Below are 25,821 nucleotides of genomic sequence, written 5' to 3'. Positions count from 1 at the left end.
CCAGGTCGAGATGGGCACCTGTGGATAACTCCTGTGGATAACGAAGATATGAGAGTACGACCGGCTAGAAGCGGCCGTCCTGGCAGCGCGCCACCCAGTCCGAGGCCGCCACGAACTCCTCGTCCGACGTCCCTGGCAGCGTGGGCCTCACGGTCTCGCCCGGCCTGACGTCCGCCCGCGGGTAGGAGCCCAGGAACCGCACCTGGCGGCAGATCCGCTTCAGCCCCATCAGGGCCTCCGCCACCCGCCGGTCGGAGATGTGGCCCTCGGCGTCGATGCAGAAGCAGTAGTTGCCGATGCCGGCGCCGGTCGGCCGGGACTGCAGCAGCATGAGGTTGATGCCCCGGGTGGCGAACTCGCCGAGCAGGTCGCGCAGCCCGCCGGGGTGGTCGTCGTTCTGCCAGAGCACGACCGAGGTCTTGTCCGCACCGGTCGGGGCCGCGGGCCGGGCCGGGCGGCCGACCAGGACGAACCGGGTCTGCGCGTTCTCCGCGTCGTGGATCCCGGTCTCCAGGGCCTCCAGACCGTACCGCTCGGCCGCGAACTCGCCCGCGAAGGCGGCGTCGTAACGGCCCTCCTGGACCAGGCGGGCGCCGTCCGCGTTCGAGGCGGCGGACTCCCAGACGGCCTCCGGGAGGTGGGCCCGCAGCCAGTTGCGGACCTGCGGCTGGGCGACCGGATGGGCGGTCACCGTCTTGATCTCGGAGAGTTTGGTGCCGGGGCGGACCAGCAGCGCGAAGGTGATCGACAGCAGCACCTCGCGGTAGATCATCAGCGGCTTGCCGGCGACCAGCTCGTCGAGGGTCGTGGTGACCCCGCCCTCGACGGAGTTCTCGATCGGCACGAACGCGGCCTCGGCCTCGCCGTTGCGCACGGCGTCCAGCGCGGACTGCACGGAGACGTATGGGATGAGCTCCCGGGTGGCGGCCTCCGGAAGCGTGCGCAGGGCGACTTCGGTGAAGGTGCCTTCGGGGCCGAGATACGCATAGCTCGCTGGCATGTCCCTCACCCTAATGGGCGCAGAGAGGTGCGGCTCACTCGTCTCATCGGATCCACTCGACCGGGTGGTTTGAAGCGCGGAAACGCACCAATAGTGATCAGAAACCACTGTGGTAACCGGAATGACGTGGAGGGCGCATGGATATCACCCGGTTATCAGCCCTCCAGCAGCCGCTGCCCCACATACTCCCCGGCGGCCGCACCGCCCGGCACCGCGAACAGGCCGCTCGCCTCGTGCCGGATGTACTGCGACAGCGCGTCCCCGCGGTCCAGCTTCCGCTGCAGCGGCACGAACCCACGCAGCGGATCCGCCTGCCAGCAGACGAAGAGCAGCCCCGCGTCCGGTGTCCCGTCCGCTTCGATGCCGTCGTGGTACGAGAACGGGCGCCGCAGGATGGCCGCGCCCCCGTTCTGGTCGGGCCGGGTGATTCGGGCATGGGCGTTGATCGGAACGACGTACTCCCCGTCCGCCTTGGCCTTCTCCAGGTCCATCGCCGTCGTCTCGGTGCCCCCGGTCAGCGGCGCCCCGTTCGACTTCTTCCGCCCGATCACGTTCTCCTGGGCCGTGAGCGACAGCTTCTCCCAGTCGTCGAGGAGCATGCGGATCCGGCGTACGACGGCGTAGGAGCCGTTCGCCATCCACGCGGGGTCGCTCGAACCGCTCGCCGGTACGAAGATCCGCTGGTCGAAGTCCGAGTCCGTCGGCTTCGGGTTCCGCGTGCCGTCCAGCTGGCCCATCAGGTTGCGGGCCGTCATGGGGTGCGCGGTGGCGCCCGGGGTGCGGTTGAAGCCGTTCATCTGCCAGCGGACCTTCGCCGCGCTGCCCGCGTCCTTCTGGATCGCCCGCAGGGCGTGGAAGGCGACCAGGGCGTCGTCGGCGCCGATCTGTACCCAGAGGTCGCCGTTGCTGCGCGACCTGTCGAGGTGGTCGGAGGAGAAGTCGGGCAGCGGGTCCAGCGCGGAGGGGCGCTGCTTCTCCAGGCCGGTACGGGCGAAGAAGCTGTTGCCGAAGCCGAAGGTGACCGTCAGCGCCGAGGGACCCGCGTCCCGGGCCACGTCCGTGTCGTCCTGCGTCATCGGCTCGCCCGCCATCAGCCGCTGGGCCGTCGTCGACCAGCGGCGCAGCAGCGCGGCGGCCTCGCTGCGGCCCGCGCCCGCCGCCAGGTCGAAGGCGACGAGATGGCCGCGCGCCTGGAGGCCCTCGGTGATGCCCGGCTGATGTTTCCCGTGAAACATCGCCCGGTCGGAGCCCACCGAGCTGAGCGGGGTGGCCTGGGCGGGGGCGGCCGCGTAGCCGACGCCCGCGCCCGCCGCGCCGAGTACGAGCCCGGTGGCCCCGGCGGTGCTGAGCAGCGCGCGCCGGCTGACGCCCCCGGCCGGGGGAGCCTCGGCGGCTGCGGTACGGGCCTCGGTGACGGACTGGGACTGTTCGGGCATGGTGCGGTTCAGCCGATCTGCGCGTTCTTGGAGACGGTCACCTGGTCGATGTCGGAGGTCCGCACGGTCACGGAGACCTTCCAGTCGCCGGCGATGGGGATCTGCACGCCGTTGGCCGCCCAGTGCCCGGTGGTGACGTGGTCGGGGTTCACGGGAATCGGCCCGAGTTTCTTGGCGTCGAGGGTGAAGGCGACCTTCACCTCGGGGATGTCGAAGGCCCGGCCGTTGGGCCGCTGGACGTAGACGTGCATCTCGTTGCTGCCCACCGCCGCGGGGTCCAGGTCGACGCGGACGACGCCCTTGCCGTCCTTGCCGCCGGTGTCGAAGGACATGTCGAGGGTCAGCGCGCCCGAGGACGAGTTCGACGTGGAGGAGGACGAGGCGGCCGCGGTGGCGGCCTTGGCGTCCTGCTCGGTACGGCCGGGCTCGGTCTGCGTCAGCACGGTCGTGACCGCGAGCAGGGCGACGGCGACCCCGGCCTCGGCCAGCACCGAGCGTCGCAGACCGAAGCGGTGCGGGTCGGCGTCCCGGAGACGCTTCTGCCGGGCGGTGTCCATGGCGGACTGCTGCCGGGCGAGCTGGGCGGCACGCTCGGAGCCGTCGGCGGCGGCCCCGGCCTTGTCGGAGCCGCCGGAGACACCTGCGACACCGGAGACACCGGTGCCGGACTTGGCCGCCTTGACGGAGGCCTCCTTCGTGGCGGCGGACGCCTTGACCGCCACCTTCTCCTGCGCCGCTTCCTCCGCCGCTTCTTCCTGCGCCTCTTCGGCCGTCTCCGTCCCCGTCACCGCCGCATCCGCGAGCCGTCCCGTCCACCGTCGCGAGATGGCCGCGATGCCGACGAGCAGCGCCACGAGCCCGATCTTGACCAGCAGCAGCTCGCCGTACGCCGTGTCGGTGAACGCCGACCAGGAGCCGAGCTGGCGCCAGGACTGGTAGATGCCGGTGGCGACCAGCGCGAGCACCGACCCGAAGGCGACGCGGGAGAAACGCTGTACGGCGGTGGACTCGACCGGGGTGTCGGCGGGCGCCCGGTAGAGGGCGACCAGCAGGGCGGTGAGGCCGCCCAGCCAGGCGGCGACGGCGAGCAGGTGGATGACGTCGACCGGCATCGCGATGCCCGGCTGGAGTCCGGTGGAGGCGTGCTCGGCCATGGCCCAGCTCGCCGCGAGCCCGGCGGCCACGACGGTCCCGCCGATCGCGAGCCCGAAGGTCAGGTCGCGCTTCTCCTCGTCCTCCCGCTTGTCGTAGGCGCCGAAGAGGACGGCGATGAACAGTGCGGCCGCCGCGAGCAGCAGCAACCGGGAGACCAGCGCCGCGCCGGTCTTGGTCTGCAGCACCTGGCCGAGGAGGTTCAGGTCGAAGATGTCGCCGACGCTGCCGGAGGTCGTGTAGGAGCCGCGCAGGAGCAGCAGCCACAACGTGGCGGCGGTGAGCGTCAGCCAGCCGCCGACGACCAGGCGCTGCATGGCCCGCACCCCGGAGCCGCGCTGCCAGCAGGCGAGGACGAAGGCGGCGCCGCCGACGAGCACGATGTACCCGGCGTACGACATGTACCGCCCGAAGCCGTAGAACCAGCCGACGACACCGCCGCCCGCCTCCTGGTCCCCGACCGAGGCGACGGTCCTGGAGGGCGCGCCGACGGAGAAGGTGAAGGCGCCGGCAACGGGGTGGCTGTCCGCCGAGACGACCTGCCAGGCGACGGTGTACGTGCCCTTGCCCAGTCCGCTCTTGAGCTGCACGCCGTAGGTCGTGCCGCTCAGGTTGTCCGGCTTGGCCAGGTCGACCCGCTTGCCCTTGGGGTCGAGGACCCGGATCGAGTTGTTGTTCAGCGACACGTTCTCGGAGAACGTGAGCGAGACCTGGTCGGGCGCCTTGGTGACCACCACCCCCTGGGAGGGGTCGCTGCCGGTCAGCGCCGCGTGCGCCGAGGCCGGCCCGGCACCGGCCAGCAGCGCGCCGGTGACGGCGAGGAACAGCAGCACCAGGGTGCGCAGGCGGGGGGTGATGGTCCGCGTCAAGGTCGGTCCTCCCTCAGTGTCCGGTCGACGGGTTGTACGTGGCGGACTTCACCGGCATCTCGACGGTGAGCGGACCGGATTCGGCGAACTTGAGTTTCAACGTGATCGTGTCGCCCTGTTCCGGGCGGCGCTTCAGCTTCTCGAACATCAGATGGTTGCCACCACTTTTGAACACGAGTTGACCGTGTGCGGGCACCTTGAAGGAGGTGACCTCCTCCATCGCCCCGCCGTTGGTCTCGTGCATGGTGATCTCACCGGCGGAGTCGCTGGTGACGGAGGTCAGCTCGTCCTTCGTGCCGCCCTTGTTGGTGATCGTCAGGAACCCGGCGGCCATGTCGGCGGAGACCGGCTGCGGCATGTAGGAGGCGCCGACGGACAGCTCGGCCCCCGAGGCTCCTGAGGCTCCTGAGGAGCCCGAGCCGCCGCAGCCCGCGAGGGCAAGAGCCCCCGCGACCGCTATCCCGGTCAGGGCGAGGGGCCTTCCGGGCTTTATGGGCGTCATGGGCTTCACGGGTTCTCCCCCTTGATCAGCTTGGGGAGGTCCTTGGTGTAGTCGTCGACGGTGGCGTCCTCGCCGTAGAGGACGTATCCGCCGTCGGTCTTCGGCGAGAACGCGATGACCTGGGTGCCGTGCACCGAGACGACCTTGCCGGTCTTCTTGTCCTTGTGGGTCGGCTCGATGGAGATGCCGAGGGTGCGGGCGCCGGCCTGGATGGTGGCAAAGTCACCGGTCAGCCCGACGAACCTCGGGTCGATGCCCTTGAGCCACTTGCCGAGCTCGGACGGGGTGTCACGGGCCGGGTCGGTGGTGACGAACACGACCCGCAGCTTCGCCTGGTCGGCCTTGGACAGTGCCTTCTTGGCGACCGCGAGGTTGTTCATGGTCAGCGGGCAGACGTCGGGGCAGTGCGTGTAGCCGAAGTAGATCAGCGTCGGCCTGCCCTTGGTCTCCGCGCGCAGGTCGTACTTCTTGCCCTGGGTGTCGGTGAGTACCAGGTCCGGCTTTTCGAACGGCGTGTCCAGGATGGTCGCGGCCTTGTTCGAGGTGTCTCCGGCGACCACGGTGACGGGTGACTTCGCGTCGTCGCCGCTGCCGCAGGCGGAGAGGGTCAGGGTGGCGGCGGCGAGCAGCGCGGCCGCGGCGAACGTCTTCTTGCGCATACGAAAATGTCCCAGATGTGAGAGATCCGGCGCGCACCGGGGGGCCGTACGACAGCCGTACGACAGCCGTGACAGCGTCGCACGGCCCCCTGTGCGCGTTACGGACGCGGAACTCAGGCCTCGGTGCCGGTGGTGGACCGGCGGCGGCCGGCGAGGACGCCGTAGGCGACCCCGGCCGCGCCGACGACGATGCCGACGACGCCGAGGACGCGGGCGGTGGTGTCGGTGCCGCCGGCGGAGCCGGATTCGTCGGAGGCGGTGGTCTCGGTCTTGGCCGAGGTCTCCTCGGCCGTGTCCTCGGCCGTGGCGGACCCGTGGTGGTCGTCCGTGGCGGCGGACAGCGCGAGGACCGGGGCCGGGTTCTCCGGCTCGTCCTGGCCCTCCTGCTGGACCTCGATCCAGCGGACGACCTCCTTGTTGGAGTACGTCTGGACCGCCTTGAAGACCAGTTCGTCGGTGTTCTCGGGCAGGGCGCCCACGGAGAGCGGGAACTTCTGGAAGTAGCCCGGCTCGATGCCCTTGTCCTCGGCGGTCCAGGTGACCTTGGTGACCGCGTGGTCGATCTTCTCGCCGTGCATCTCCAGCGGCTTGGCCAGCTTGGACTTGGTGACGTCGATCTTCCAGCCGGCCAGCGGCTGCGGCATCACGGACGCGATCGGGTGGTCGGCGGGGAAGTTGACCTCGACCTCGGTGGTCGAGGCGTCGTCGCGCTCGTTGGGGACCTTGAAGTCGATGACCGCGTAACCGCCCTTGGCGGCGGTGCCCTCGGGCTGCACGCTGACGTGCGCGAACGCGGGCGAGGAGACGGCCAGTACGGCCGTACCCGCGACGGCGGCGACGGCGGCGACCCGAGAGGCCTTCATGGCGGACACGGCGGACACGGCGGACATGGCGGAAGCCTTCATGGCAGGGAGCACTCCACTCCGAGTTAGTTCTGTCGTTGAGGGGCGCGTGGAAAGCCGGATACCCGAAGCCGAAAGCCGAAAGGGGCCATCGGGAAAGGGTCCGTCGGAAAGCGCACGCGCGCGTGCCGCACGACGGCGGCAGGCCCCTCCGATCCGGGCAGACCCCGGGGAGTGCTCTGGTCGCGTCGTGTCAGGCGGCGAGAACGAGTACGGCGGCGGCCGCGGGCGGCCCGCGCCGGATCACGGAGTGCTGGAGTGCGACGGTGCGCGGGGCCGGCGGTATGTCCCAGGTGCTACGACGGCCACGCGCGGGTGCCTCGGGCACGGCAACGAGCCCGGCGCACAGGGCGCGCGCCAGCGCGAGCGCCCCGCGCAGGGAACGGATCAGCGCCCCCTCGGCGACCCCGTGCGCCGAATCGGCCGACAACTGGATCAGCCGCAGCAGCGCCAGATCGCCCCGGCGCAGCAGCCACCCGGCCACGACGGCCGCGAGAACGTGCCCGAGCAGCATGGGTACGGAGGGCAGCAGCGAGCCGGAGGCCCCGGTGGCGTCCGCGGCACGGGCCGCCCCGCTCGTGCCGGTGGCCGCCCCGGAGGTGCTGAGATGCGCGTCCGTGAGGATCTTGTACGCGTGGGCGGGACTGATCTGCGCCGCCCCGGCCCCGCACACCAGCCGTGCCGCCCGCTCCACCAGCGAGGCGTCGCTCATGGACATCGACGACATGGATGCCATGGACGACGCGGACATCGAGCCGCCGGACATCGCGGAGCCACCGTGCTGACCGAGCCCGAACAGCGTGTGGAGGACGGTCTGCACCACCGCGAGCAGGGCCACGATCCCCGGCAGCGAGCGGGCCCGGCCTGCCAGCGGGGCGGCGAGCGCCAGGGTGCCCAGGAAGCCCGCGCCGAGCGTCCACAGCGGAACGGCCGCGCAGGAGGCCAGGGTGTGCCCCGCCGCCGCCAGCACGACGCAGAGCGCGGCGAACACCGCGGCCCGCAGGAGCCGCAGTCCGCTTCCGGTGCGCGCCGCGCGCGGGTGGGGGGCAGTCATGGCGCGCTCATCATCGCACTGGGCCCGGGCCCCTTTGACGTCAGGTCCAGAAGATTCCGTTACGCCCGAGGACGGTGATCGAGAGAAAGAACCGAAAGATCATTCTTGTGCCGAACCACCCCTCATACACCGAAACCTCCACCCGCGCATCCCCCGGATGGGCGTTCTCACATGAACGGAGTGCTTACACCCGCGCACGGGTGGCAATAGGTATCGGTATGTCGAGCCGCGGCCGGGAGGCTGGAGCATGAGCATCTGGTGGTCACTCCATCTGCGGCGTGAGGCCGCGAGCGTGCCGCTCGCCCGCCGACTGCTGATCGGCACGATGGAGACGGCGGGCGTCGACCCCGACATCTCCTACGACCTCTCCGTCGCCCTCAGTGAGGCCTGTGCGAACGCCGTCGAGCACGGCGGGGCCGGACCTAACTCGGAGGCGTACCGGGTCACCGCCTACCTGGACGGCGAGAAGTGCCGTATCGAAGTGGCCGATTCGGGCCCGGGGCTCGCTCCGGGATTCGCCCGTACCCAGGACATCAGACCGGCCCGTCCCGACGCCGAGCACGGGAGGGGCCTCTGTCTCATCAGAGAACTCGCGGACCACGTCCAGATCGGCAACAAGCCGGGCCGCGGCGGCACCGTGGTCAGCTTCGACAAGATCCTCAAGTGGAAGAAAGATCCTTCCCTGCTTTCGGCATGACACTCGCACCTGCATAACACCCGCGCTAGGGTGCGCGCATGATTCTCAGGAAGATTAAAGAATGCCTGCTCATCCCAGGCGTGATATTGCGTCCCATAGCCGTCGGCGATGCCAGAGCGCTGTGCGCCGCATACGTCGGCAACCGAAGCCATCTCGAACCCTGGGAACCGGTCAGACCCGATTCCTTCTTCACCGTCGAGGGCCAGACCGAGCGCATCGAAGGCCTGCTGGGACAGGCTGCCGACGGTCTCGTGGCCCCCTGGCTCATGGAGTCGGCCGAGGACGGCCGTATCGTCGGGGCGATCACCCTTTCCGGAATTTCCCTGGGCCCTTTCTGCAGTTCCTACGTCGGCTATTGGGTGGCCGGTGATCAGCAGGGCCGCGGTCTGGCCACCGCCGCCCTGGAGCGGGTCTGCGAGATCGCCCGGGAGGTGGTGGGACTTCACCGGATCGAGGCGTCCACTCTGATCGAGAACACGACGTCCCAACGGGTGCTGAAGAAATGCGGGTTCGAGACGATCGGCGATGCTCCGCAGTATCTGCACATCAATGGAGAATGGCGGGACAGCCGGCTGTTCCAGCGGATCCTGCACGACCGCGCCCCGGCTCTGTGACCAGCGGCTTCCCGACGGGTTCAGTTTCCTGGGCGTTCACAGGCCGTTGCCAGCTCTCGCCCATGCCCCTGACAAACGGCGTTCCTAGCTTCGTCGGCCATGACGGGAAACCACAAAAACACGTCGATCACCCGCCGCCGTGCCCTCGCGGTCTCCGGCGGCACGGTGGCGGCCGGCGGCCTCGCGGTCGCCGGCTTCCAGTCGGCCTTCGCCGACACGACCGACACCAGCGCCGACGCGGACGCCACCGCCTCCGCGAGTTCGACCAGCAGTGAGTGCATGACGCTGATGAGCAGCGTCACGGAAGGGCCGTACTACCTCGATGGTGCCTTGGTGCGCAAGGACATCACCGAGGGCAAGGCCGGCGTTCCGCTGACCCTGCGCCTGACCGTCGTGGACGCCACCGACGGCTGCACCCCGGTCAAGGGCGCGGCGGTCGAGATCTGGCACTGCGACGCCTGGGGTTACTACTCCGGCTACACCACCGCCAACCCCGGCGGCTCCGCCCCCGCGGAGAGCGAGGAGGGCGACTCCGCCAACGACAACACCTACCTGCGCGGCTACCAGATCGCCAACGGCAACGGGGTCGTCAAGTTCGAGACGATCTTCCCGGGCTGGTACACCCCGCGCACCTGCCACATTCACGTGAAGGTGCACACGGGCGGCGAGAAGGAGGACGGCACCTACGAGGGCGGCAAGGTCAACTACACCGGCCAGCTGTTCTTCGCCGACGACATCGCCGAGGAGATCTTCACGCTGGAGCCCTACTCGAAGCACACCGGCGACTACACCGTCCTCGCCGACGACATGGTGTACGACGGCGGTGGCGCCGCCAGCGGCCTGCTGACCCTGAAGGCCGTGCACAAGAAGGATCCCTCGAAGGGCTACAAGGGCTTCCTGACGCTGGGCATCGACCCGGACGCGGAGAACACGGGCGCCGGCAGCGGTGGCGGCGGTACCCCGCCGAGCGGTGCCCCGAGCGGCAGCGCCTCCCCTTCGGCCTCCGCCTCCTCATAAGGTAAGGGACATGACAAGTCGCGAGGACGACGCGCTGGCGCAGGCCGCCGTGACCGCGCTCACCGGTCAGCTGGCACTGGCCCCCAAGCCGGGCCTGCCCGACCCGCGTGACCTGGACGCCCGCAGTACGCGCCGGGAGCACGACAGTCTGCGCTGGTCGGCCAGGGCGCTGGCGCCCGGCCTCGCGGCAATGGCCGCCTCCGCCCGCCGTACCGGCGAAGCCACGCCGGTGCTGCGGGCGGAACTCGGCGCGATCGGCCGGTGCACCGAGCACTCGGTCGGCCTGGCCGGCGGCGGCCACAAGGGCGCCCTGTGGGCCCTCGGCTTCCTGGTCGCCGCGGTCGCCCTGGACCCCCGGGCCAAGGCCCGCGAGACCGCCGCGAACGCGCGGAAGATCGCCGCGTTCACCGACAAGGGCGCCCCCAAGCGCCCCTCCCGGGGCTCGACGATCTCCGCCAAGTACGGCGCGGCCGGTGCCCGGGGCGAGGCAAGGGCCGGATTTCCGCACGTACGCAGGGCGCTGGACACGCTGGCCACGGCCCGCAAGGCGGGCGCCACCGAGAACCAGGCCCGCTTGGACGCCTTACTGACCGTGATATCCACCCTCCAGGACACCGAACTCCTCTACACCGCGGGCCCGTTCGGCCTGCGCCAGGTCCAGGCAGGGGCGCGGAAGGTACTGGAGGCGGGCGGTACGGCGACGGAGGCGGGCGCGGAGGCCTTGGCGGCCATGGACGCCGACTTGCACGAACGCGGCTGGAGCCCGAGGGGCAGCGCGGGCCTCCTGGCCGGCGCACTGTTCCTGGATGGCCTCTCTGGAGCGCCCCTTTAGGGGCGCGGGGCTGTATGCGATGTGCGGCTGCCGCCGCGTGGGCGCGGGCAACCACACACAACCCGCAGACCGACGAATGGCCGGGCACCCACTCGGTACCCGGCCATTTCACATCCGTCAGCCCTTCAGGGAACCCATCCACGCCTCGACCTCGTCAGACCGCCGAGGCAGCCCCGCGCTGAGGTTCCGGTTCCCGTCGGCCGTCACCAGGATGTCGTCCTCGATCCGGACCCCGATCCCCCGGTACTCCTCCGGCACGGTGAGGTCGTCGGCCTGGAAGTACAGCCCCGGCTCGACGGTCAGCACCATCCCCGCCTCCAGGACGCCCTCCACATACGTCTCGGTCCGCGCGGCAGCACAGTCGTGGACGTCGAGCCCGAGCATGTGCCCCGTCCCGTGCAGCGTCCACCGGCGCTGCAGGCCGAGCTCCAGCACCCGCTCCACGGGCCCCTCCACGAGTCCCCACTCGACGAGCCGCTCGGCCAGCACCCGCTGCGCGGCATCGTGGAAGTCGCGGTACTTGGCACCCGGCTGCACCGCCGCGATGCCGGCCTCCTGGGCGTCGTACACGGCGTCGTAGATCTTCTTCTGGATCTCGCTGTACGTGCCGTTGACGGGCAGCGTCCGCGTGACGTCGGCGGTGTAGAGGCTGTGCGTCTCGACGCCGGCGTCCAGGAGGAGCAGGTCGCCCGAGCGCACCGGGCCGTCGTTGCGGACCCAGTGCAGCGTGCAGGCGTGCGGGCCGGCCGCGCAGATGGAGCCGTAGCCGATGTCGTTGCCCTCCACGCGCGCGCGAAGGAAGAACGTGCCCTCGATGTAGCGCTCGCTCGTGGCCTCGGCCTTGTCGAGGACCTTCACGACGTCCTCGAAGCCGCGGACCGTGGAGTCGACGGCCTTCTGCAGCTCGCCGACCTCCCACTCGTCCTTGACCAGCCGCGCCTCGGAGAGGAAGACCCGCAGCTCCTCGTCCCGCTCGGCGGTGACCTTGTCGGTCAGCGCGGCCTGGATGCCGGCGTCGTACCCGCGGACGACCCGCACCGGGCCGGTGGCCTCGCGCAGCTTGTCGGCCAGCTCGCGCACGTCGGCGGCGGGGATGCCGTAGAGCGCCTCGGACTCGGTCAGCGAGTGGCGGCGGCCGACCCACAGCTCGCCCTGTCCGGAGAGCCAGAACTCGCCGTTCTCGCGGTCGGAGCGGGGCAGCAGGTAGACGGTGGCCACGTGGCCGTCGTCCTTCGGCTCCAGGACGAGTACGCCGTCCTCGGTCTGGTTGCCGGTGAGGTAGACGTACTCGACGGACGCCCGGAAGGGGTAGTCCGTGTCGTTGGAGCGGGTCTTCAGGTTGCCGGCCGGGATCACCAGGCGCTCGCCCGGGAAGCGGGCGGACAGCTCGGCACGGCGGCGGGCGGTGTGCCCGGCCTGCTCGATGGGCTTGAGATCGCGCAGCTCCGTGTCGGCCCAGCCGGACTTCATGCTCTCGGCGAGCTCGTCGGACACGCCCGGGTACAGGCCGTTCTTGCGCTGCTTGATCGGCTCTTCCGACTCGGTCTCCGGGGTCTCCGGATTTTCCGGGGTGAGCTCGTCGGACACGGTTATCCTCCTCGACACTGCAGTGGATCCCGTCCATCGTACGGTCGTACCGAACGGCGTCCCAGGGACTCGGGGCCCGCAGCCGTGTGAGGTGTCTCCGCCTCCGTCCTCCTGTGCTCCCCCTGTGCTTCTCCTGACTGACCGATCAGTCGAAGCGGGCCGCCAGCAGGACCACGTCCTCCTCGCTGTCGGCCTCGTCCAGGCCGCCCGGCAGCACCGTGCGCAGGACGTGGTCGGCGATCGCCCCGGGGTCGCGTCGCAGCGCGCGCGGGATGCTCGCGGCGGCCGTGTGCAGCCGGGCGAAGGCGCGGTCCATGGGGTCGCCGGTGCGGTGCAGCAGTCCGTCGGTGTAGAGGAGCACGGTCTCGCCGGCCTCCGCCTCGATCTCCACGCTGGGCGCCTCCCAGCAGGCGAGCATGCCCAGCGGTGCGGACACCGAGGTCTCCGCGAACTGCGTGCGGTGCTCCCCGATCAGCAGCGGCGGGCTGTGGCCGGCCCCGGCGAGGGTGACCTTGCGCAGCACGGGCTCGCAGTAGGCGAACAGGGCGGTGGCGGAGCGGGCCGGCTCGGTCAGCCGCAGCAGCAGTTCCAGGTCGGAGAGGACCGCCACCGGGTCCTCGCCCTCCATCACGGCGTACGCCCGCAGCGAGGCGCGCAGCCGGCCCATCGCGGCGACCGCGCTCGGCCCGGAGCCGGTGACCGAGCCGACGGCCAGGCCCAGAGCCGCGTCGGGCAGCGGCAGCGCGTCGTACCAGTCGCCGCCGCCGCGCGGGCCGGTGCGGTGCCGGGCGGCGAGCTGGACGCCGGCCACCCGGGGCAGCCGGGAGGGGAGCAGTTCCTCGGCGATGGTCGCCATGCACGCGCGCGTGCGCTCGACCTCCAGCAGCCGGGCCAGGTGCTCGGCCGCGTGCCTGACGTACAGGCCGGCGAGGTGGCGCCGGCGCTCGTCGGGCTGGGCCGGCTCGTCGTACAGCCAGGCGACCGCGCCGAGGCGGTCGGCGGTGTCGGTGACGAGGGGGAGCGCGTAGCTGGCGGCGTAACCGAGGCGGGCGGCGACCTCGCGGTGGCGCGGGTCGAGGCCGTCCTCCGCGAACAGGTCGGCGTGCACGGTCTCGGCCGTACCGCTGTCGTACGGCAGCGCGCCGTGCGGGACGGTCTCCAGGTGGCCCAGGTCCGCGCGGCCGAGGCCGAGGCCGAGCGTGGTGTGCGGGCCCAGTCCGTCTGCGGGCTCCAGCGAGACCAGACCGCGCCGGGCGCCCACCAGGGCGGCACCGGCGCGCAGCAGTTCCTGGAGGGCCGGCTCCAGCGCGCTGGTCCGGGCGAGCCGTTCGGTCAGTTCGTGGAGGGTGGTGAGGTCGGAGACCCAGCCGGCCAGCCGGTCCTGGAGGACGGTGCCGGGCGCCGGGGCGGTGGGGGCCTTCGGGACGGGCGGTGCGGCCGGGGCGGGGGGAACCGGCGCGACAGTGTGTGCGGGAGCGGGGACCGTTGAATCGATTCCAGCCACTTTCGGAGGGTGCGGGGCGTTCATCGCGTCCGGCTTTCAGACCTGTGCGTATTGCTCAAAAGCATCGCAAACCCCCATGTCCTTCTGCACCGCTGGCAGTGTCTCCACATGTACACGCACTCGTGAGGGGATGTCCAGCATTGTCCTGCCGGGATTCCTGGTGTCCGTGGGCCTCTTGAGGTGCTCTCGAGGGGTTCTCCCGGACCGCTTGCACAAAAGCAAAGTTGGCTTAAAACTGACTCGGGCAACGGCTCACTGCGGTCGACTGGCCTTGCTCCACGGAGCGTCACAGCGGTCGTGATGGGTACGTACTCGGAGAAGGCCAGGGGCGGTTGGGGACCACCCGGAACCTGGCGACGGACCCGGGCGTCTTAACCACCGACGACCGTGCCCCATCCTCCCGTGGCGGAGGCGGAGAGAAACACTCGGAACGGCAAAACGCCAGACTTCGCCACCCCCACGCCGTGGCCGTGCTTTTGATAGACGCAGTACGAGACGCAGTACGAGCAGTACGCGGTACGAGCAGTACGACGCAGTTCTTGTGAACGCGGGCGCGGCCCCCGCTCGACCCCGATGGGGTTCCCCTTGCCCAGCGCAGGGGTGTGATGCGCCAACAGGTACGCACAGTGAAGTGATCGACACATGGTGTGATGTGGTCCACGGTGTTGCCAGCGGTGCAACGGAAAGGAACGAGCGCTCATGCGCGAGATCCTCGGAAGGCGACGCAGGCTCCTGTCCAGGCGGAACGACAAGGGACCTGAGCTTCTCGGCGCGGCCCTGACCTTCGCGACGGAATGGCAGTGGCCCGTACTCCCGGGCGTGGCTCCCGACCCTCAGGGACGGGCCCGGTGCGCGTGTCCCGACCCCGAGTGCACGGTGCCCGGTGCACACCCCTTCGACCCCGGCCTGCTCGCCGCCACCACCGACGAGCGCATGGTCCGCTGGTGGTGGGGGAACCGGCCGACGGCCCCGATCGTCCTCGCCACCGGAGCCGCCGGCGGCACGGCACCCTGCGCGGTCAGCCTGCCGGCCCTCGCCGCCTCCCGCGCCCTCGCCCTCCTCGACCGCCGCGGCATGCGCCTCGGTCCGGTGGTCGCCGCGCCCACCCGCTGGGCGCTGCTCGTCAAGCCGTACTCCATGGAGCAGCTGGGCGAGCTGCTCTACGCCAAGGACTTCGTCCCCGGCTCGCTCCGCTTCCACGGCGAGGGCGGTTATCTCGCCCTGCCGCCCTCCGAGACCGGCCAGGGCGCCATCCGCTGGGAGCGGGCCCCGCTGCCCGGTTCGGCCAAGCCCTGGGTGCCCGATGTGGAGGCCGTGGTGGACGCCGTGGTCGACGCCCTCACCCGTACGGGTGTGAGCGCACCCGAGTTGTAGGGGGTGTCGGGCGCGCGAACCCGGCTTGTCGCGTCCGCCTGGTTACCCTCCGCACATGAACGTGCGTCTCCTCGCCCTCGCGGGCGTCATGGTGTGCGCGGTAGCGCTGCCGCTGGCCGTGGCGTCCGCAGGACAGGTGGGCGACTCCGCCGCACACCCCGCCCGGCACGACGACGAGAAGCTGCCGTTGCCCGTCCGGTCCCCGCTGGTGCTCGGCCTGGGCCTGGCCACGGCCGCCCGCTGCGGTCCCGAACTCACCTCGCCGGACGGCGTCGAGGCGCAGACCTGTGTGATGGCCCAGGGCGCGGACACCTGGGCGCGGACCTACTACCGCAACGCCACCGGGGCGGCCCTGGAGGGCGTGCTGAGCCTCCTGGGCCCGCACGGCCGCACCGTGCAGACGCACTGCGCCGCCGACGCCGCGGCCGACGACGAGCCCGCCACCTGTGAGACGCCCCGGGAGCACACCCGCGGCGCGCTGGACGCCTACACGGCCGTCACTGAGTTCGCGGCACGCGACGGCGACGGCCCACTGCTGCTGCGCTCCGCGAGCAACTCGGGGGACGCCGGTCCCGGGGACCCCTCCGCGGTCAACTCCCTGCGTTCGAACGGGAGTTGACGAATCGGCGCGGTCCGTACACTGGACGCGGGCATGAAAAGGCCCGGTTGCTGGCGACGGGGGATGCACCAGCAACCGGGCTACTGAGACGGTAACAAGAGATCGGCGGTTCGCAAATTCGATCTCGGCTATTCGGACACGTATTTGCTTGCCGTGTAGGGAAGTTGTGACAGGAGTCACCCGAGTCGACGGGCCTGGTTGCGGCTGACCGACCGGTCAGCCGCAACCCTGTGCCCGTGCTGCTCGCCGGCTGATCGTCAGCTGAGCGTGACCTGTCGGTTGGTGAGTCCGCCGCGGGCCCGCCGCTCGTCCGCGGTGAGCGGTGCCTCCGAGGCCAGGGCGGCCGCGAGCCGCTCGGCGAACTCGGCGGCAGGCTTCTCCACGTCCTCCGCGCCGACCCCGCTCGGCAGGTCCCAGACCGGCACGGTGAGGCCGTGGGCGCGGAAGGAACCGACCAGCCGGGTCCCCTCGCCGAGGCTGGACCGGCCCGCCGCGTGCAGCCGCGCGAGAGCGTCCAGAAGCTGCTCCTCGGGGTACGGCATGACCCACCGCAGATGGTTCTTCTCGGGCGTCTCGCACCAGTAGGCGGAGTCCACGCCGGTCAGCTTCACCGTCGGGATGGCCGCCGCGTTGGCCCGCTCCAGGGAGGCGGTGACGTCCGGGGTGGCGTTCTCCGCGTCCTGCACCCAGAACTCGAAGCCGTCGTGCACAACTGGCTCGAACGGGCCCTTCGGGTCGAGCAGGTCCTGCAGCCGGGGACTGTCGGCGGGGGCGCGGCGGCCCTGAACCGGGGTGCCCGGCTCGGCGACGAGGGCGCGCTGGAGGGTGTCGGCGAGGTCGCGGCTGATGTCGCCGGAGGCCGTGTCGTTCTGCAGGCCGAGCAGGACCGTGCCGTCGTCGCGGCGCAGCGCCGGCCAGGCCATCGGCAGCACCGTGGCGAGCGTGACCGAGGGGACGCCCTCGGGCAGACCGTCCTTCAGGGCCAGCTCGACGGTGGCGGCGGGGACCAGTTCACGCAGCGCCACCCAGTCGCCCTCGCCGGCCAGCCCCTCGAACGGGCGGTGCACCAGCTCGGTCGCCGCGTGCGCCGCCGCCCGGCCGTGGCAGGCCTTGTAGCGGCGGCCGCTGCCGCAGGGGCAGGGCTCACGGGCGCCGACGACCGGAATGTCTCCATCAGCGCCTCCGGCGCGGGCGGCATCGCCGAGCTGCGGCCGCGTGGCCGTCGTCTGGGGTCGCTTCTTGGCCATCTGGGTGTCTCCCGGTTACGGCTCGTCTCGTACGGGCGGGAGCCTAGCCGTTCATGCCCTGGACCACGGGAACCTGTGGACAACGGCGCCGACACGGCCCGTACGGCCCATGGGTCCTGCGGGCGGAGGCGCCGCCGAGGACTCAGTCCAGGTCGTCGAACGCGTCCGCGAAGTCCAGGTCACCCAGCTCCGCGACCGGCGGCGCCATGACGCGCGTAGCGAAGGCGTCGCGGCGGTCCCGGGGGCCAGGACCGAGCACGTCCTTGTGGACCACGACCCAGACGGTCACCTCGCCCCGGGCGTCGTCCCTCACGCCCCAGTCGTCGGCCAGGGCCGTGATGATGTTCAGCCCGCGGCCGCCGTGCGCCGTGACCGACGGGGTCATCGGGGCCGGGCGGGTCGGGCCGCCGCCGTCCGTCACCTCGACGATCAGCCGGCCGCGCGTGTCCACCTGCCAGGCGGCCCGGACGTCGCCGTCCCCGGCCAGTGCGTCCCCGAGGGGGCGCCCGTGTTTGCAGGCATTGCTCAAAAGTTCGGAAAGGATCAGTACGGCATCGTCGATGACCGCTTCTGACAGGCCGCCCGAGCGCAACTGATCGCGCATGCGGTGCCTCGCCTTCCCCACGCCCGCAGGGCCATGGGGTACGGCCATGCTCGACGACGTGGGCACCTCCTGTGCCACCACCAACGCCACCCCCGAGACCTCCTCTGCCCCACGCCACGGTGTGGATGCCCCATTGGCCTGAACCGGAAACCGGCCAATGAATGCCCGGTGACGCATTCGCAACGAACGAATACGCGCCGAACGCGCCGGAGCACTCCCTGTGACGGGCCGTCGCCCTATCCCCCGGATAGGGCCACGTGTGGCTGAATTTCGATGGTGTGGCCGAGAAGTGAGGATGCTGTGAGCGGGCTTTCGGGTCAAGAGGTACGAGGTGTCCTTACGTGACTCTTTATCTGAGCCCTGGTCAGGACGGGTCCCCGTGCACCGTCCCCCGGGCTGCACCATCGACCGGCGCGCTCAGCGCCCCAGCCGGCCCAGCACGGCCGCCGGCCGGTTGGTGATGATCGCGTCGATGCCGAGCTCCACGCACAGGTCCACGTCCTCCGGCTCGTTCACCGTCCAGACGTGCACCCGGTGGCCGTTGCGCTGCAACCGTTCGACGTAGGCCGGGTGATTGCGCACGATCCGGATCGAGGGACCCGCGATCCCCACCCCGGCCGGCAGCCGCCCGTCGCGCAGCCGGGGCGAGAGGAACTGCAGCAGATAGACCGTCGGCAGCGTCGGCGAGGCCGCCCGCACCCGGGCCAGCGACCGCGCGGAGAAGCTCATGACCCGCACCGGCGACTCGGCGGGGGAGGCCGGAGCGTCCAGCCCGAACCGCTTGAGCAGGACCAGCAGCCGCTCCTCGACCTGCCCCGCCCACCGCGTGGGGTGCTTGGTCTCGATCGCCAGCTCCACCCGCCGCCCGGCGTCCGCGACCAGCTCGAGCAGCCGCTCCAGCGTCAGTACGGAGGTGTCCGCGCGGTCCTCGGGCCGGAACTCCCAGTCGGGCTCCTCGTCCCGCCCGCGCCAGGCCGGCCCCCTCCGCCACGAGCCGAAGTCCAGAGCGGCCAGGTCCGCGAGCTCCAGCGCCGAGACCGCCCCCCGCCCGTTGGACGTACGGTTGACCCGGCGGTCGTGGACGCACACCAGGTGGCCGTCGGCGGTCAGGCGTACGTCGCACTCCAGGGCGTCGGCGCCGTCCTCGATGGCCTTCCGGTACGCGGCCAGCGTGTGCTCGGGGGCGTACTCGGAGGCCCCGCGGTGCGCGACGACCTGGATGCGATGCTGTGGTGCGTGGGTCACCGCGACATGGTGCCACCGAGCGGGGGTACCTGGGGGCATCACGGATGCCGGTAAAGAGAACTTTTGTCGGACAAGCACTATATAAAGGTTGTCCGTGTACCCACAGCCACCGCTTATGGTGCTCTGACGGCCTGTGGGAAAAGCTGACGGCATACAAAAGCACCTGCACAGCTGAATCGCGCCGGACCGACAGCAAGCGTGAAAGAGCGTGACCGAGTGCGACCGAGAAGAAAAGCCGTGGACCGAGGAGAGAAGCTGTGAGCACCGAGAACGAGGGCAACCCGGTACCCCCGGCCCCGTCCGCACCTCCCGTGCCGCCGTCGTCTCCCGCTGCCTCGCCGCAGGCAGCCGCGTCCGACGGCGGGGAAGCCCCGACCGCCCCGATCCCGCCGACGCCCCAGAGCGTGCCCGGCGCGCCCGCGGGCGACCCTTACGCGACCGCACCGCAGGCCCCCGACGCCTCCTGGCCGCCCCCGCCCCCCGCGACCCCCGCCTACGCGGACCCGGGCGCGGGCGCCGGTGCCGGCTGGGGCTCGTCGTACGACCAGCAGCACCAGCAGTACCAGCAGCAGCCGTTCCAGCAGCCGCAGCACGCGCCGAAGAAGGGCAGCGGGCGCGGCGGTCTGATCGCCGCCGTCCTGGTGGCCGCACTGGTCGCGGGCGGCCTCGGCGGCGGCATCGGCTACACGCTGGCCAAGAACAACGACGACGGCGGCTCCACGACCATCTCCTCGACCTCCAGCGGCGGCGCCACCCAGGTCAAGCGCGCCGCCGGCACCGTCGCGGCGGTCGCCCAGAACGCGCTGCCCAGCACGGTCACCATCGAGTCCGAGGGCACCAACGGAGAGGGCGGCACCGGCACCGGCTTCGTCTTCGACAAGCAGGGCCACATCATCACCAACAACCACGTGGTCGCGGACTCCCTCGACGGCGGCAAGCTGACCGCGACGTTCCCGGACGGCAAGAAGTACGACGCCGAGGTCGTCGGCCACGCACAGGGCTACGACGTCGCGGTGATCAAGCTCAAGAACCCGCCGTCGGACCTGAAGCCGCTCGCCCTGGGCGACTCCGACAAGGTGGCCGTCGGCGACGAGACGATCGCGATCGGCGCCCCCTTCGGCCTGTCCAACACGGTCACCACGGGCATCATCAGCGCCAAGAACCGCCCGGTCGCCTCCAGCGACGGCAGCTCCACCAGCAAGGCGTCGTACATGAGCGCCCTGCAGACCGACGCCTCCATCAACCCGGGCAACTCCGGGGGCCCGCTGCTCGACGCCTCCGGCGCGGTGATCGGCATCAACTCCGCGATCCAGTCCGCGTCCAGCGGAGGCCTGGGCAGCACCGGGCAGTCGGGCTCGATCGGCCTCGGCTTCGCCATCCCGATCAACCAGGCCAAGTACGTGGCCCAGCAGCTGATCAAGACCGGCAAGCCGGTCTACGCGAAGATCGGCGCATCGGTGTCGCTGGAGGACGGCACCTCCGGCGCGCAGATCACCGACTCCGGCTCGGGCGGCTCCGCCGCGGTGGAGTCGGGCGGCCCCGCGGACAAGGCCGGCCTCAAGCCCGGCGACGTCATCACCAAGCTGGACGACAGGGTGATCGACAGCGGCCCGACCCTGATCGGGGAGATCTGGACCCACAAGCCCGGCGACAAGGTCCAGATCACCTACAAGCGGGACGGCAGCGAACACACGGTCACCCTCACCCTCGGCTCCCGCGTCGGCGACAACTGACCCCCACCCGCCCGCGGGAACCGGTTACCCTGTTCTCCGCGCCGATCTCCGTCGGCGCGGGGTGGGTTGCCCGAGCGGCCTAAGGGAACGGTCTTGAAAACCGTCGTGGCGCGAGTCACCGTGGGTTCAAATCCCACACCCACCGCTTGACGTGAACGGCCCCTGACCAGGCAAGACGGTCGGGGGTCGTTGGCGTGTGTGCTGCCCGTGGGACACCGCTGTTCCCCCTGGTTTCCCGCTCTATCGGGCACGCGAGGGGCACGACCGGGGCACGGCGGGTGGGCCTTGGATCATGGCCTGAGGGGGCTGTCGCCTACCGGTTGATGGGAATCTCGTAGACGATCTCGCAATGGGCGGCGGGCACGATGATGTCCGCGGTCTCGACGGGCCGTCCCTGGTCGCTGTAGTAGGTCCGCCGGATGTGGGTGACGAGAGCGGCCTTCTGGATGCCGAGGAGCGATGCCTCCTCGGCGGTCGCCTGCCTGGGCTCCGGCTGCTCGACGGCGTGGCTGACGGTGATCCCGATGGCGGCCATGCGGTTCACGACGCCGGTTCCGGCGTGCGGGCCTCCCTCTGGGAGGACGACGAGGGTGCCGGCGGTGAGGTCGTACGGCTCCCAACTGGTGGACAGCTGCACGGGCCTGCCGTCGGCCAGGAACTCGTACGCGGTCCGGACGCACAGGTCGCCTTCGGTGATGCCCAGCCGCGCGGCGATGTCGGCGGGGGCAGGGACCTTGGCGTCAGTTCGGCTCTCCCAGTCGCCCTGCTTGCCGAGGGCCTTCATGTCCGAGTGGAACGGCGACCCGTGGGGTTGCTCGCGCGCCGAGGACCGGACGACCCGAACGCGTTGCCGTGGCTCGGCGACGTACGTACCCGATCCGGCTCGCCCTTCCAGAACGCCCTGAGAGATCAGCAGTTCCTGCGCCCGGCGGACGACGTTCTCGCCCACGCCGCACTCCTGGCCGATCTGCGCGCGGGACGGTAGGCGGTCCCCCGGCTCCCACACGTGCTCCGCGATCCGCCGCCGGAGTTCGTCGGCGATGCGGAGGTAAGGCGGCTGCTCAGACATGTGGAAAATCTAGTCCACTAGCTCTAATCTAGTTAACTAGCTTCACCGAAAGTGATCGCTGGTGACGGAGGCTGCCCTATGCCCGCTTCGGGAGTTAGCGCGGCGGCCATCGCCGCCCGGCTGTCCGCCGTCGGGCTCCCCACGCGCGTGGAGGAACGCGCCTGCTTCACGTCGGTCGAAGCGGAGTTACCGGAATCGCTCTCCACCGAGTCGTGGAGGGAGGTCCTGGAGGTGGTCGCCGAAGCCGACCGGTTCGGGCTCCACGCCACCAGCCTGAGCGGCCGCACCCTCTGGGCGGTCGTACGCAAAGCGGTCCCCACGGCGGGCGATGCCGGGGGACCGAGCCATCAGCGATAGGAGCTGATTCAGCGTGCTCAACCGTATCCGCCGCGCCGTCGCCCGCACCAGTGCGCGGTACGTCCCCAAAGGCAGGCACCGCCGCTGCTTACCGCCGCCTCGGCTGCCAGCTGCCTGTGTGTCCTCCGCGCCTGTTGACGGGCCGACGGTCGCTCTGGGAGTGGTCTCCGGCCGGACGGGCCACCGCGACTTGCTCAGGGGCGAGGACACCCCGCTTGTCCGCCCGTACTTGCTGGCTTGGGAGAAGCGCGTACGACGGCACTCGGTGGATGTCGTGGCCGGTGACGCGCCGGCCGACGCGAGGTCCTTGCTTCTGGGGGTCGTCTGATGTCCCCACAACAGCAGCCGGGCGACCTGGATACGTCGGCCACCCCATACCGCTCGACTGCCTGCCGCGTCGGCACGCACCACGAGTGCGCGGAGTCCTCTCCGGCTTCGGCACCCGTCGACGTCCCGCTGATCAACGAAGCGTGTGACTGCTCGTGCCACTCGGCGTCGGCCCCCGCGGCTCTCGGGGCGTTGAAGCGGTGAGCGTCAGAGACTCCGGCGGTCGGCTGGCAGCCAACACCGATTATCGAGAGGCAGGCGCAGGGATGACGGCACACAGCGGGCTGAGGCTTCTCCCGTGGGCGGGGCCGGGGGGCAAGCCGTGCTACCTGAACACCGATGACCCGGAAGGCTTCATGTCCCGCCTCGCGGACCATATCGAGTCGATTCAGCTCGGCATGGCGTCCGAACTTCTGGAGCAGGCGACTTCGGCACTCGATGACGAGACCGCGAACGGGGAGGAGTTGCGCCCTCTCGCCGCGCAGTTGGCCGGCGCATTGCGGGACGTGCTCCGTGTGGCTACCAGCCGCGGACGATGTCACGCGGAGGGTTCGGACACGAATGCAGACTCCGGCCTGTAACACCGCAGCGCAGAATTCCTGTTGCTGACCAGGCACATGGAACCGAGAGTTAGGTGAGACGACCCGCTGGAGACCAGGCGGGTCGTCTCACTCAGCACATCTTCTGATCCGTAGCTCTACAGAGATCGGTCGGAGAGGGTCATACAAGTCGCGCTTCGACCCCAAGGGGACGCTACGGGTTGGGGGTGGTTGCTGGGGTTGCTGTACTCGGCTGCTGTACAGCAGGGTTCTGGCGGGGGTGATGGCATGGAGCGTGAGTCGCTCGAACGGCTGCTGGTTGGCAAGGACGACGTGTCCGTGGCCGCCCGGGCTGCGCTCCGCAGCGGCGGTTCTCACGTCGTCTGGGACGGGAGTACGTCTCCTGAGTCGCTCGCCCACATCTATGGACGTCGGCTCCGGCACACTCGCCGGAAGGGCATCGAGACCACGAGCCTCGAACGCACGGTTGAGCTCCTCGGCCGGCATCGGCAACCGGTTCGCCTGGGGCAGATCAGGGCTGCCGATGACTCCTGGGTGTTCATGCTGTTTCTCACCGAAGACGGCAGCAGGCTGATCGCGTGCACCGGCGTGCGGCGGACCCACGTCTGAACCTCAGCAGACGACAGCCAGCCACGACAGCGAGAGCATCGACCGACCACGCGCGCGTATGTCTCGCTACGCCCCAGCCGGGCTCCGCCACACTCCTGGTGCCGTCGACCAGAGCAAGTCTTGACTACTGGCCCGTGGCAGCGCTGCCGGAGCCCTCAGCTTGGGAAGTTGGGTTCACTTGGGCTAATTCGGGTGCTGACCTGGGCGAACGACCGTCCTCGCCGGACTAGGTGGGGGAGCGCACTAAGTAGCCATTCCAGCAAGCGAGTTCTCCGCATGCTCCTGCTTTAGGTCGTATGCTCCATCGTCATGGCGTTGCGAACGTTCGACTTGGCCCTACTCTGTTGGATCTACGAGCAGGTAGAAGGCCAGACAACCATGATCGTTGACGCGGCGCCCTGGTGCGGTGAGATGGGTAAAGGCGAGGACGTGCTCCGCCTGGCCCTGGAGCGGCTTGAAGCAGAGCACTGCATCGACCGTGACGACAGCATGGCGGAGCTGGAGTGCTCCATGACCCTGACTGGCTTGGACACGGTGTCCGAAGCCATGAAGCGCAGAACTGATGCACCAGCACGAAGCAACTTCACTCGCACAGCGCTGGTGCGCTGGCTCTATCGCTACTATCTAAAGGGCCAGACCCCTGTCACGACGGAACTTTTCTGTCAGACGAGGTCGGCTTTCTACGCCGGTACTCCTCTAAGGCCGGGCGAAGTTGAGCGTGCGGCGCGGTACCTGATGGACAAGGGCCTCATCGTGGCATTGGATGAATTCGGTCCTCCGCTACGAAATCCGGAACTAACATCGCGTGGTATTGACTGCGCTGAAAAGGGTCTCACGGTGTCTGAGTTTCTCGCAGCTGACGACAGGTCGGCCGGTCCTACCTTTCATGTGCACATGACCGACGCACAGGGGGTGATCATCGGAACACAGACAGGCTTTACTCAAAACAATACGGCCGGCCTCGATGTTGCTCAGTTGACCCACTTTGCTGGACTGGCACGTCAGAGCCTGCCTGCGCTTGCCCTTGGCGTTGAGGCTGAAGCTGCGGCGGCTGATCAGGCTGAGGCACTCCACGCTGAGGCGACCAGCGGAGCACCGGACCGCAGTCGACTCCGCCGACTCGTGGACTCCCTATTGGCGAGCCTTGCTCCCGCCGCAGGCACGGCACTGGGACAGGTCGTCCTGGAAGCCGGCCACCAGGCTGTAGCGGCCCTGCAGTGACTATCCCTGACCGCCGGTCGCCGTCGGCCACCCGCACTTCCCCTGCTTCCACTCACCCTCGGTCTGTTGCCCTCCGTCGGTTCGCTGCGCCTTCGGGCATCCAGCGTGTGGCACGTAGCCGGCACGGGGCAGGGCGGACGATCGGCGGCGTCAGATGATGCAGGCGCACGCCGGTCAGTACGTCGGGAGTGCTCTTCTGGGTGCACGCTTTCCAACTGTGGTGGTGCCTCACGTGGCCGCGTACGGGTCCGTTCACCTGCGTTCATGGCCGGTCGGTTGCGGGAGCGGCTACGGGCTACGGTCTCGTCTGAACGGCCGTGAACGGCGCTGAATGAGACGGAAACTGAGACGGAGGGCGGGGCCGGGCTCGTTAGCATCGTTGCTGCTGAAGGGGGAGACATGGCACTGGTCCGCAAGGGATCACGACGGATCGCTGTTGACGGCACGCCCTACCGCTGGCGGCTGCGAGGCAGGCCGACGTACTCCCAGGGGCTGGCCTGGTCGCCGTGCACGTTCGCGGTCGAGCATGCGGACACCCGTGGAGCGACGCTCGTGGTCACCACCGATCAGCCGCATCCGAGCAACTGGATCGGTCGCGAGGCTGAGCCGGTATTGCCGTCCCGCGTTGCCGCGGCTGTGTGGGTTGCCCTGCGTGAGGGTTGGACTCCGACGGCTCCGGGCTCCGCGTTCCACCTCGACCAGTCCGCCGGCTTCACAGCCTCGCTTTGACGCGGAGAGCACCGCTTTAGGAGAGAGAGGGTGGGGCATCCGGCCAGTCACCTGCCACTTCGCCTGCTGAGCTAACGTACATCAGCTCAGTTCTCCGGGATTAGGCATGGCTGTACCAGTGTCGCAGATCGAATCGGGTGACCTGCGGTCGTCGGCCCCTGGGGTGGTCGTTGACGGTCGTTGTTGGCCTCCCTCGGACGGCCCACACACGGCCCGGCCGACCACAGGGGTCAGAGACATTCGCGCAGTCCAAGGCCTACTGCCGCCGACCCTCTCATGGCCGTCTATGGCTGGCCCCGTCC

The 25,821-nt window shown here is 70.1% G+C and carries 25 protein-coding genes and 1 tRNA gene; 13 read left to right on the top strand and 13 right to left on the bottom strand.

Annotated elements, in window-relative coordinates:
- Positions 1-64: 64 nt before the first annotated feature.
- From pheA to ACFY6U_RS32115, 7 genes are all read right to left on the bottom strand, one after another.
- Positions 65-1,000 carry a prephenate dehydratase gene (gene pheA / locus ACFY6U_RS32145; RefSeq protein WP_351494739.1) on the bottom strand — a complete coding sequence of 312 codons (936 nt, stop codon included), beginning with the start codon at positions 998-1,000 and terminating at the stop codon, positions 65-67.
- A 155-nt stretch (positions 1,001-1,155) separates the two neighbouring features.
- Positions 1,156-2,436, bottom strand: a complete 1,281-nt coding sequence (gene efeB / locus ACFY6U_RS32140; RefSeq protein WP_390043808.1) for an iron uptake transporter deferrochelatase/peroxidase subunit — start codon at positions 2,434-2,436, stop codon at positions 1,156-1,158.
- An 8-nt stretch (positions 2,437-2,444) separates the two neighbouring features.
- The gene (locus ACFY6U_RS32135; protein WP_390043806.1) at positions 2,445-4,457 is read right to left on the bottom strand and encodes a copper resistance CopC/CopD family protein; all 2,013 of its coding nucleotides are present in this window, start codon (positions 4,455-4,457) and stop codon (positions 2,445-2,447) included.
- 13 nt (positions 4,458-4,470) lie between these two features.
- Complete coding sequence (locus ACFY6U_RS32130; protein WP_390043986.1) at positions 4,471-4,959, bottom strand: copper chaperone PCu(A)C; 489 nt, start codon at positions 4,957-4,959, stop codon at positions 4,471-4,473.
- Between the two features lie 5 nt (positions 4,960-4,964).
- Positions 4,965-5,618 (bottom strand): SCO family protein, encoded by a 654-nt coding sequence (locus ACFY6U_RS32125; protein WP_390043804.1) that lies wholly within the window; start codon positions 5,616-5,618, stop codon positions 4,965-4,967.
- Positions 5,619-5,731: 113 nt separating this feature from the next.
- A complete protein-coding gene (locus ACFY6U_RS32120) occupies positions 5,732-6,481 on the bottom strand; it encodes a YcnI family protein (protein ID WP_390043984.1) in 750 nt (249 codons plus the stop codon).
- A gap of 232 nt (positions 6,482-6,713) precedes the next feature.
- Positions 6,714-7,574, bottom strand: coding sequence for a hypothetical protein (locus ACFY6U_RS32115; protein ID WP_390043802.1), 861 nt, complete (start codon positions 7,572-7,574; stop codon positions 6,714-6,716).
- Between the two features lie 247 nt (positions 7,575-7,821).
- On the opposite strand from ACFY6U_RS32115, the gene ACFY6U_RS32110 reads away from it, so the two are divergent.
- From ACFY6U_RS32110 to ACFY6U_RS32095, 4 genes are all read left to right on the top strand, one after another.
- Positions 7,822-8,271, top strand: coding sequence for an ATP-binding protein (locus ACFY6U_RS32110; RefSeq protein WP_390043800.1), 450 nt, complete (start codon positions 7,822-7,824; stop codon positions 8,269-8,271).
- Positions 8,272-8,309: 38 nt separating this feature from the next.
- Positions 8,310-8,885 carry a GNAT family protein gene (locus tag ACFY6U_RS32105; protein WP_351494749.1) on the top strand — a complete coding sequence of 192 codons (576 nt, stop codon included), beginning with the start codon at positions 8,310-8,312 and terminating at the stop codon, positions 8,883-8,885.
- A gap of 99 nt (positions 8,886-8,984) precedes the next feature.
- Positions 8,985-9,902, top strand: a complete 918-nt coding sequence (locus ACFY6U_RS32100; RefSeq protein WP_390043798.1) for an intradiol ring-cleavage dioxygenase — start codon at positions 8,985-8,987, stop codon at positions 9,900-9,902.
- Between the two features lie 10 nt (positions 9,903-9,912).
- Entirely contained in the window at positions 9,913-10,734 is an 822-nt protein-coding gene (locus ACFY6U_RS32095; protein ID WP_390043796.1) for a triphosphoribosyl-dephospho-CoA synthase, read from the top strand.
- A gap of 117 nt (positions 10,735-10,851) precedes the next feature.
- Here ACFY6U_RS32095 and ACFY6U_RS32090 read toward each other — a convergent pair whose 3' ends face one another.
- A complete protein-coding gene (locus tag ACFY6U_RS32090; RefSeq protein WP_390043794.1) occupies positions 10,852-12,321 on the bottom strand; it encodes an aminopeptidase P family protein in 1,470 nt (489 codons plus the stop codon).
- Positions 12,322-12,466: 145 nt separating this feature from the next.
- On the bottom strand, positions 12,467-13,849 hold the full coding sequence (locus ACFY6U_RS32085) for a PP2C family protein-serine/threonine phosphatase (RefSeq protein WP_390043792.1): 1,383 nt from the start codon (positions 13,847-13,849) through the stop codon (positions 12,467-12,469).
- A gap of 675 nt (positions 13,850-14,524) precedes the next feature.
- Here ACFY6U_RS32085 and ACFY6U_RS32080 point away from each other — a divergent pair.
- Both ACFY6U_RS32080 and ACFY6U_RS32075 read left to right on the top strand, forming a co-directional pair.
- Positions 14,525-15,199 (top strand): bifunctional DNA primase/polymerase, encoded by a 675-nt coding sequence (locus ACFY6U_RS32080; RefSeq protein ID WP_384042932.1) that lies wholly within the window; start codon positions 14,525-14,527, stop codon positions 15,197-15,199.
- A 55-nt stretch (positions 15,200-15,254) separates the two neighbouring features.
- On the top strand, positions 15,255-15,818 hold the full coding sequence (locus ACFY6U_RS32075) for a hypothetical protein (protein ID WP_390043790.1): 564 nt from the start codon (positions 15,255-15,257) through the stop codon (positions 15,816-15,818).
- A 257-nt stretch (positions 15,819-16,075) separates the two neighbouring features.
- Here ACFY6U_RS32075 and ACFY6U_RS32070 read toward each other — a convergent pair whose 3' ends face one another.
- From ACFY6U_RS32070 to ACFY6U_RS32060, 3 genes are all read right to left on the bottom strand, one after another.
- Positions 16,076-17,065 (bottom strand): DUF5926 family protein, encoded by a 990-nt coding sequence (locus ACFY6U_RS32070; protein ID WP_390043788.1) that lies wholly within the window; start codon positions 17,063-17,065, stop codon positions 16,076-16,078.
- A 142-nt stretch (positions 17,066-17,207) separates the two neighbouring features.
- Positions 17,208-17,846 (bottom strand): ATP-binding protein, encoded by a 639-nt coding sequence (locus tag ACFY6U_RS32065; protein WP_390043786.1) that lies wholly within the window; start codon positions 17,844-17,846, stop codon positions 17,208-17,210.
- 240 nt (positions 17,847-18,086) lie between these two features.
- A complete protein-coding gene (locus ACFY6U_RS32060; RefSeq protein WP_390043784.1) occupies positions 18,087-18,914 on the bottom strand; it encodes a glycerophosphodiester phosphodiesterase in 828 nt (275 codons plus the stop codon).
- A gap of 257 nt (positions 18,915-19,171) precedes the next feature.
- Between ACFY6U_RS32060 and ACFY6U_RS32055 the strand changes: the two genes are divergently transcribed.
- Together ACFY6U_RS32055 and ACFY6U_RS32050 are read left to right on the top strand one after the other, a co-directional pair.
- The gene (locus ACFY6U_RS32055; protein ID WP_390043782.1) at positions 19,172-20,647 is read left to right on the top strand and encodes a S1C family serine protease; all 1,476 of its coding nucleotides are present in this window, start codon (positions 19,172-19,174) and stop codon (positions 20,645-20,647) included.
- Between the two features lie 60 nt (positions 20,648-20,707).
- A tRNA-Ser gene (locus tag ACFY6U_RS32050) sits at positions 20,708-20,792 on the top strand.
- A gap of 168 nt (positions 20,793-20,960) precedes the next feature.
- On the opposite strand, the gene ACFY6U_RS32045 is transcribed toward ACFY6U_RS32050, so the two are convergent.
- Positions 20,961-21,716, bottom strand: coding sequence for a GntR family transcriptional regulator (locus ACFY6U_RS32045; RefSeq protein WP_390043780.1), 756 nt, complete (start codon positions 21,714-21,716; stop codon positions 20,961-20,963).
- A 78-nt stretch (positions 21,717-21,794) separates the two neighbouring features.
- Between ACFY6U_RS32045 and ACFY6U_RS32040 the strand changes: the two genes are divergently transcribed.
- The 5 genes from ACFY6U_RS32040 to ACFY6U_RS32020 all read left to right on the top strand — a co-directional run bounded on the left by ACFY6U_RS32040 (position 21,795) and on the right by ACFY6U_RS32020 (position 25,519).
- Positions 21,795-22,073, top strand: coding sequence for a hypothetical protein (locus ACFY6U_RS32040; RefSeq protein WP_390043778.1), 279 nt, complete (start codon positions 21,795-21,797; stop codon positions 22,071-22,073).
- 593 nt (positions 22,074-22,666) lie between these two features.
- Positions 22,667-22,981 carry a hypothetical protein gene (locus ACFY6U_RS32035; RefSeq protein ID WP_390043776.1) on the top strand — a complete coding sequence of 105 codons (315 nt, stop codon included), beginning with the start codon at positions 22,667-22,669 and terminating at the stop codon, positions 22,979-22,981.
- A gap of 246 nt (positions 22,982-23,227) precedes the next feature.
- The gene (locus tag ACFY6U_RS32030; RefSeq protein ID WP_390043774.1) at positions 23,228-23,569 is read left to right on the top strand and encodes a hypothetical protein; all 342 of its coding nucleotides are present in this window, start codon (positions 23,228-23,230) and stop codon (positions 23,567-23,569) included.
- A 309-nt stretch (positions 23,570-23,878) separates the two neighbouring features.
- On the top strand, positions 23,879-24,790 hold the full coding sequence (locus ACFY6U_RS32025) for a hypothetical protein (RefSeq protein WP_390043772.1): 912 nt from the start codon (positions 23,879-23,881) through the stop codon (positions 24,788-24,790).
- Between the two features lie 399 nt (positions 24,791-25,189).
- A complete protein-coding gene (locus ACFY6U_RS32020) occupies positions 25,190-25,519 on the top strand; it encodes a hypothetical protein (RefSeq protein ID WP_390043770.1) in 330 nt (109 codons plus the stop codon).
- Positions 25,520-25,821: the final 302 nt, after the last annotated feature.

The organism is Streptomyces sp. NPDC013157 (genome assembly GCF_042899865.1).
Classification (GTDB): domain Bacteria; phylum Actinomycetota; class Actinomycetes; order Streptomycetales; family Streptomycetaceae; genus Streptomyces.
This window is presented reverse-complemented; position numbering and strand designations above follow the sequence as displayed.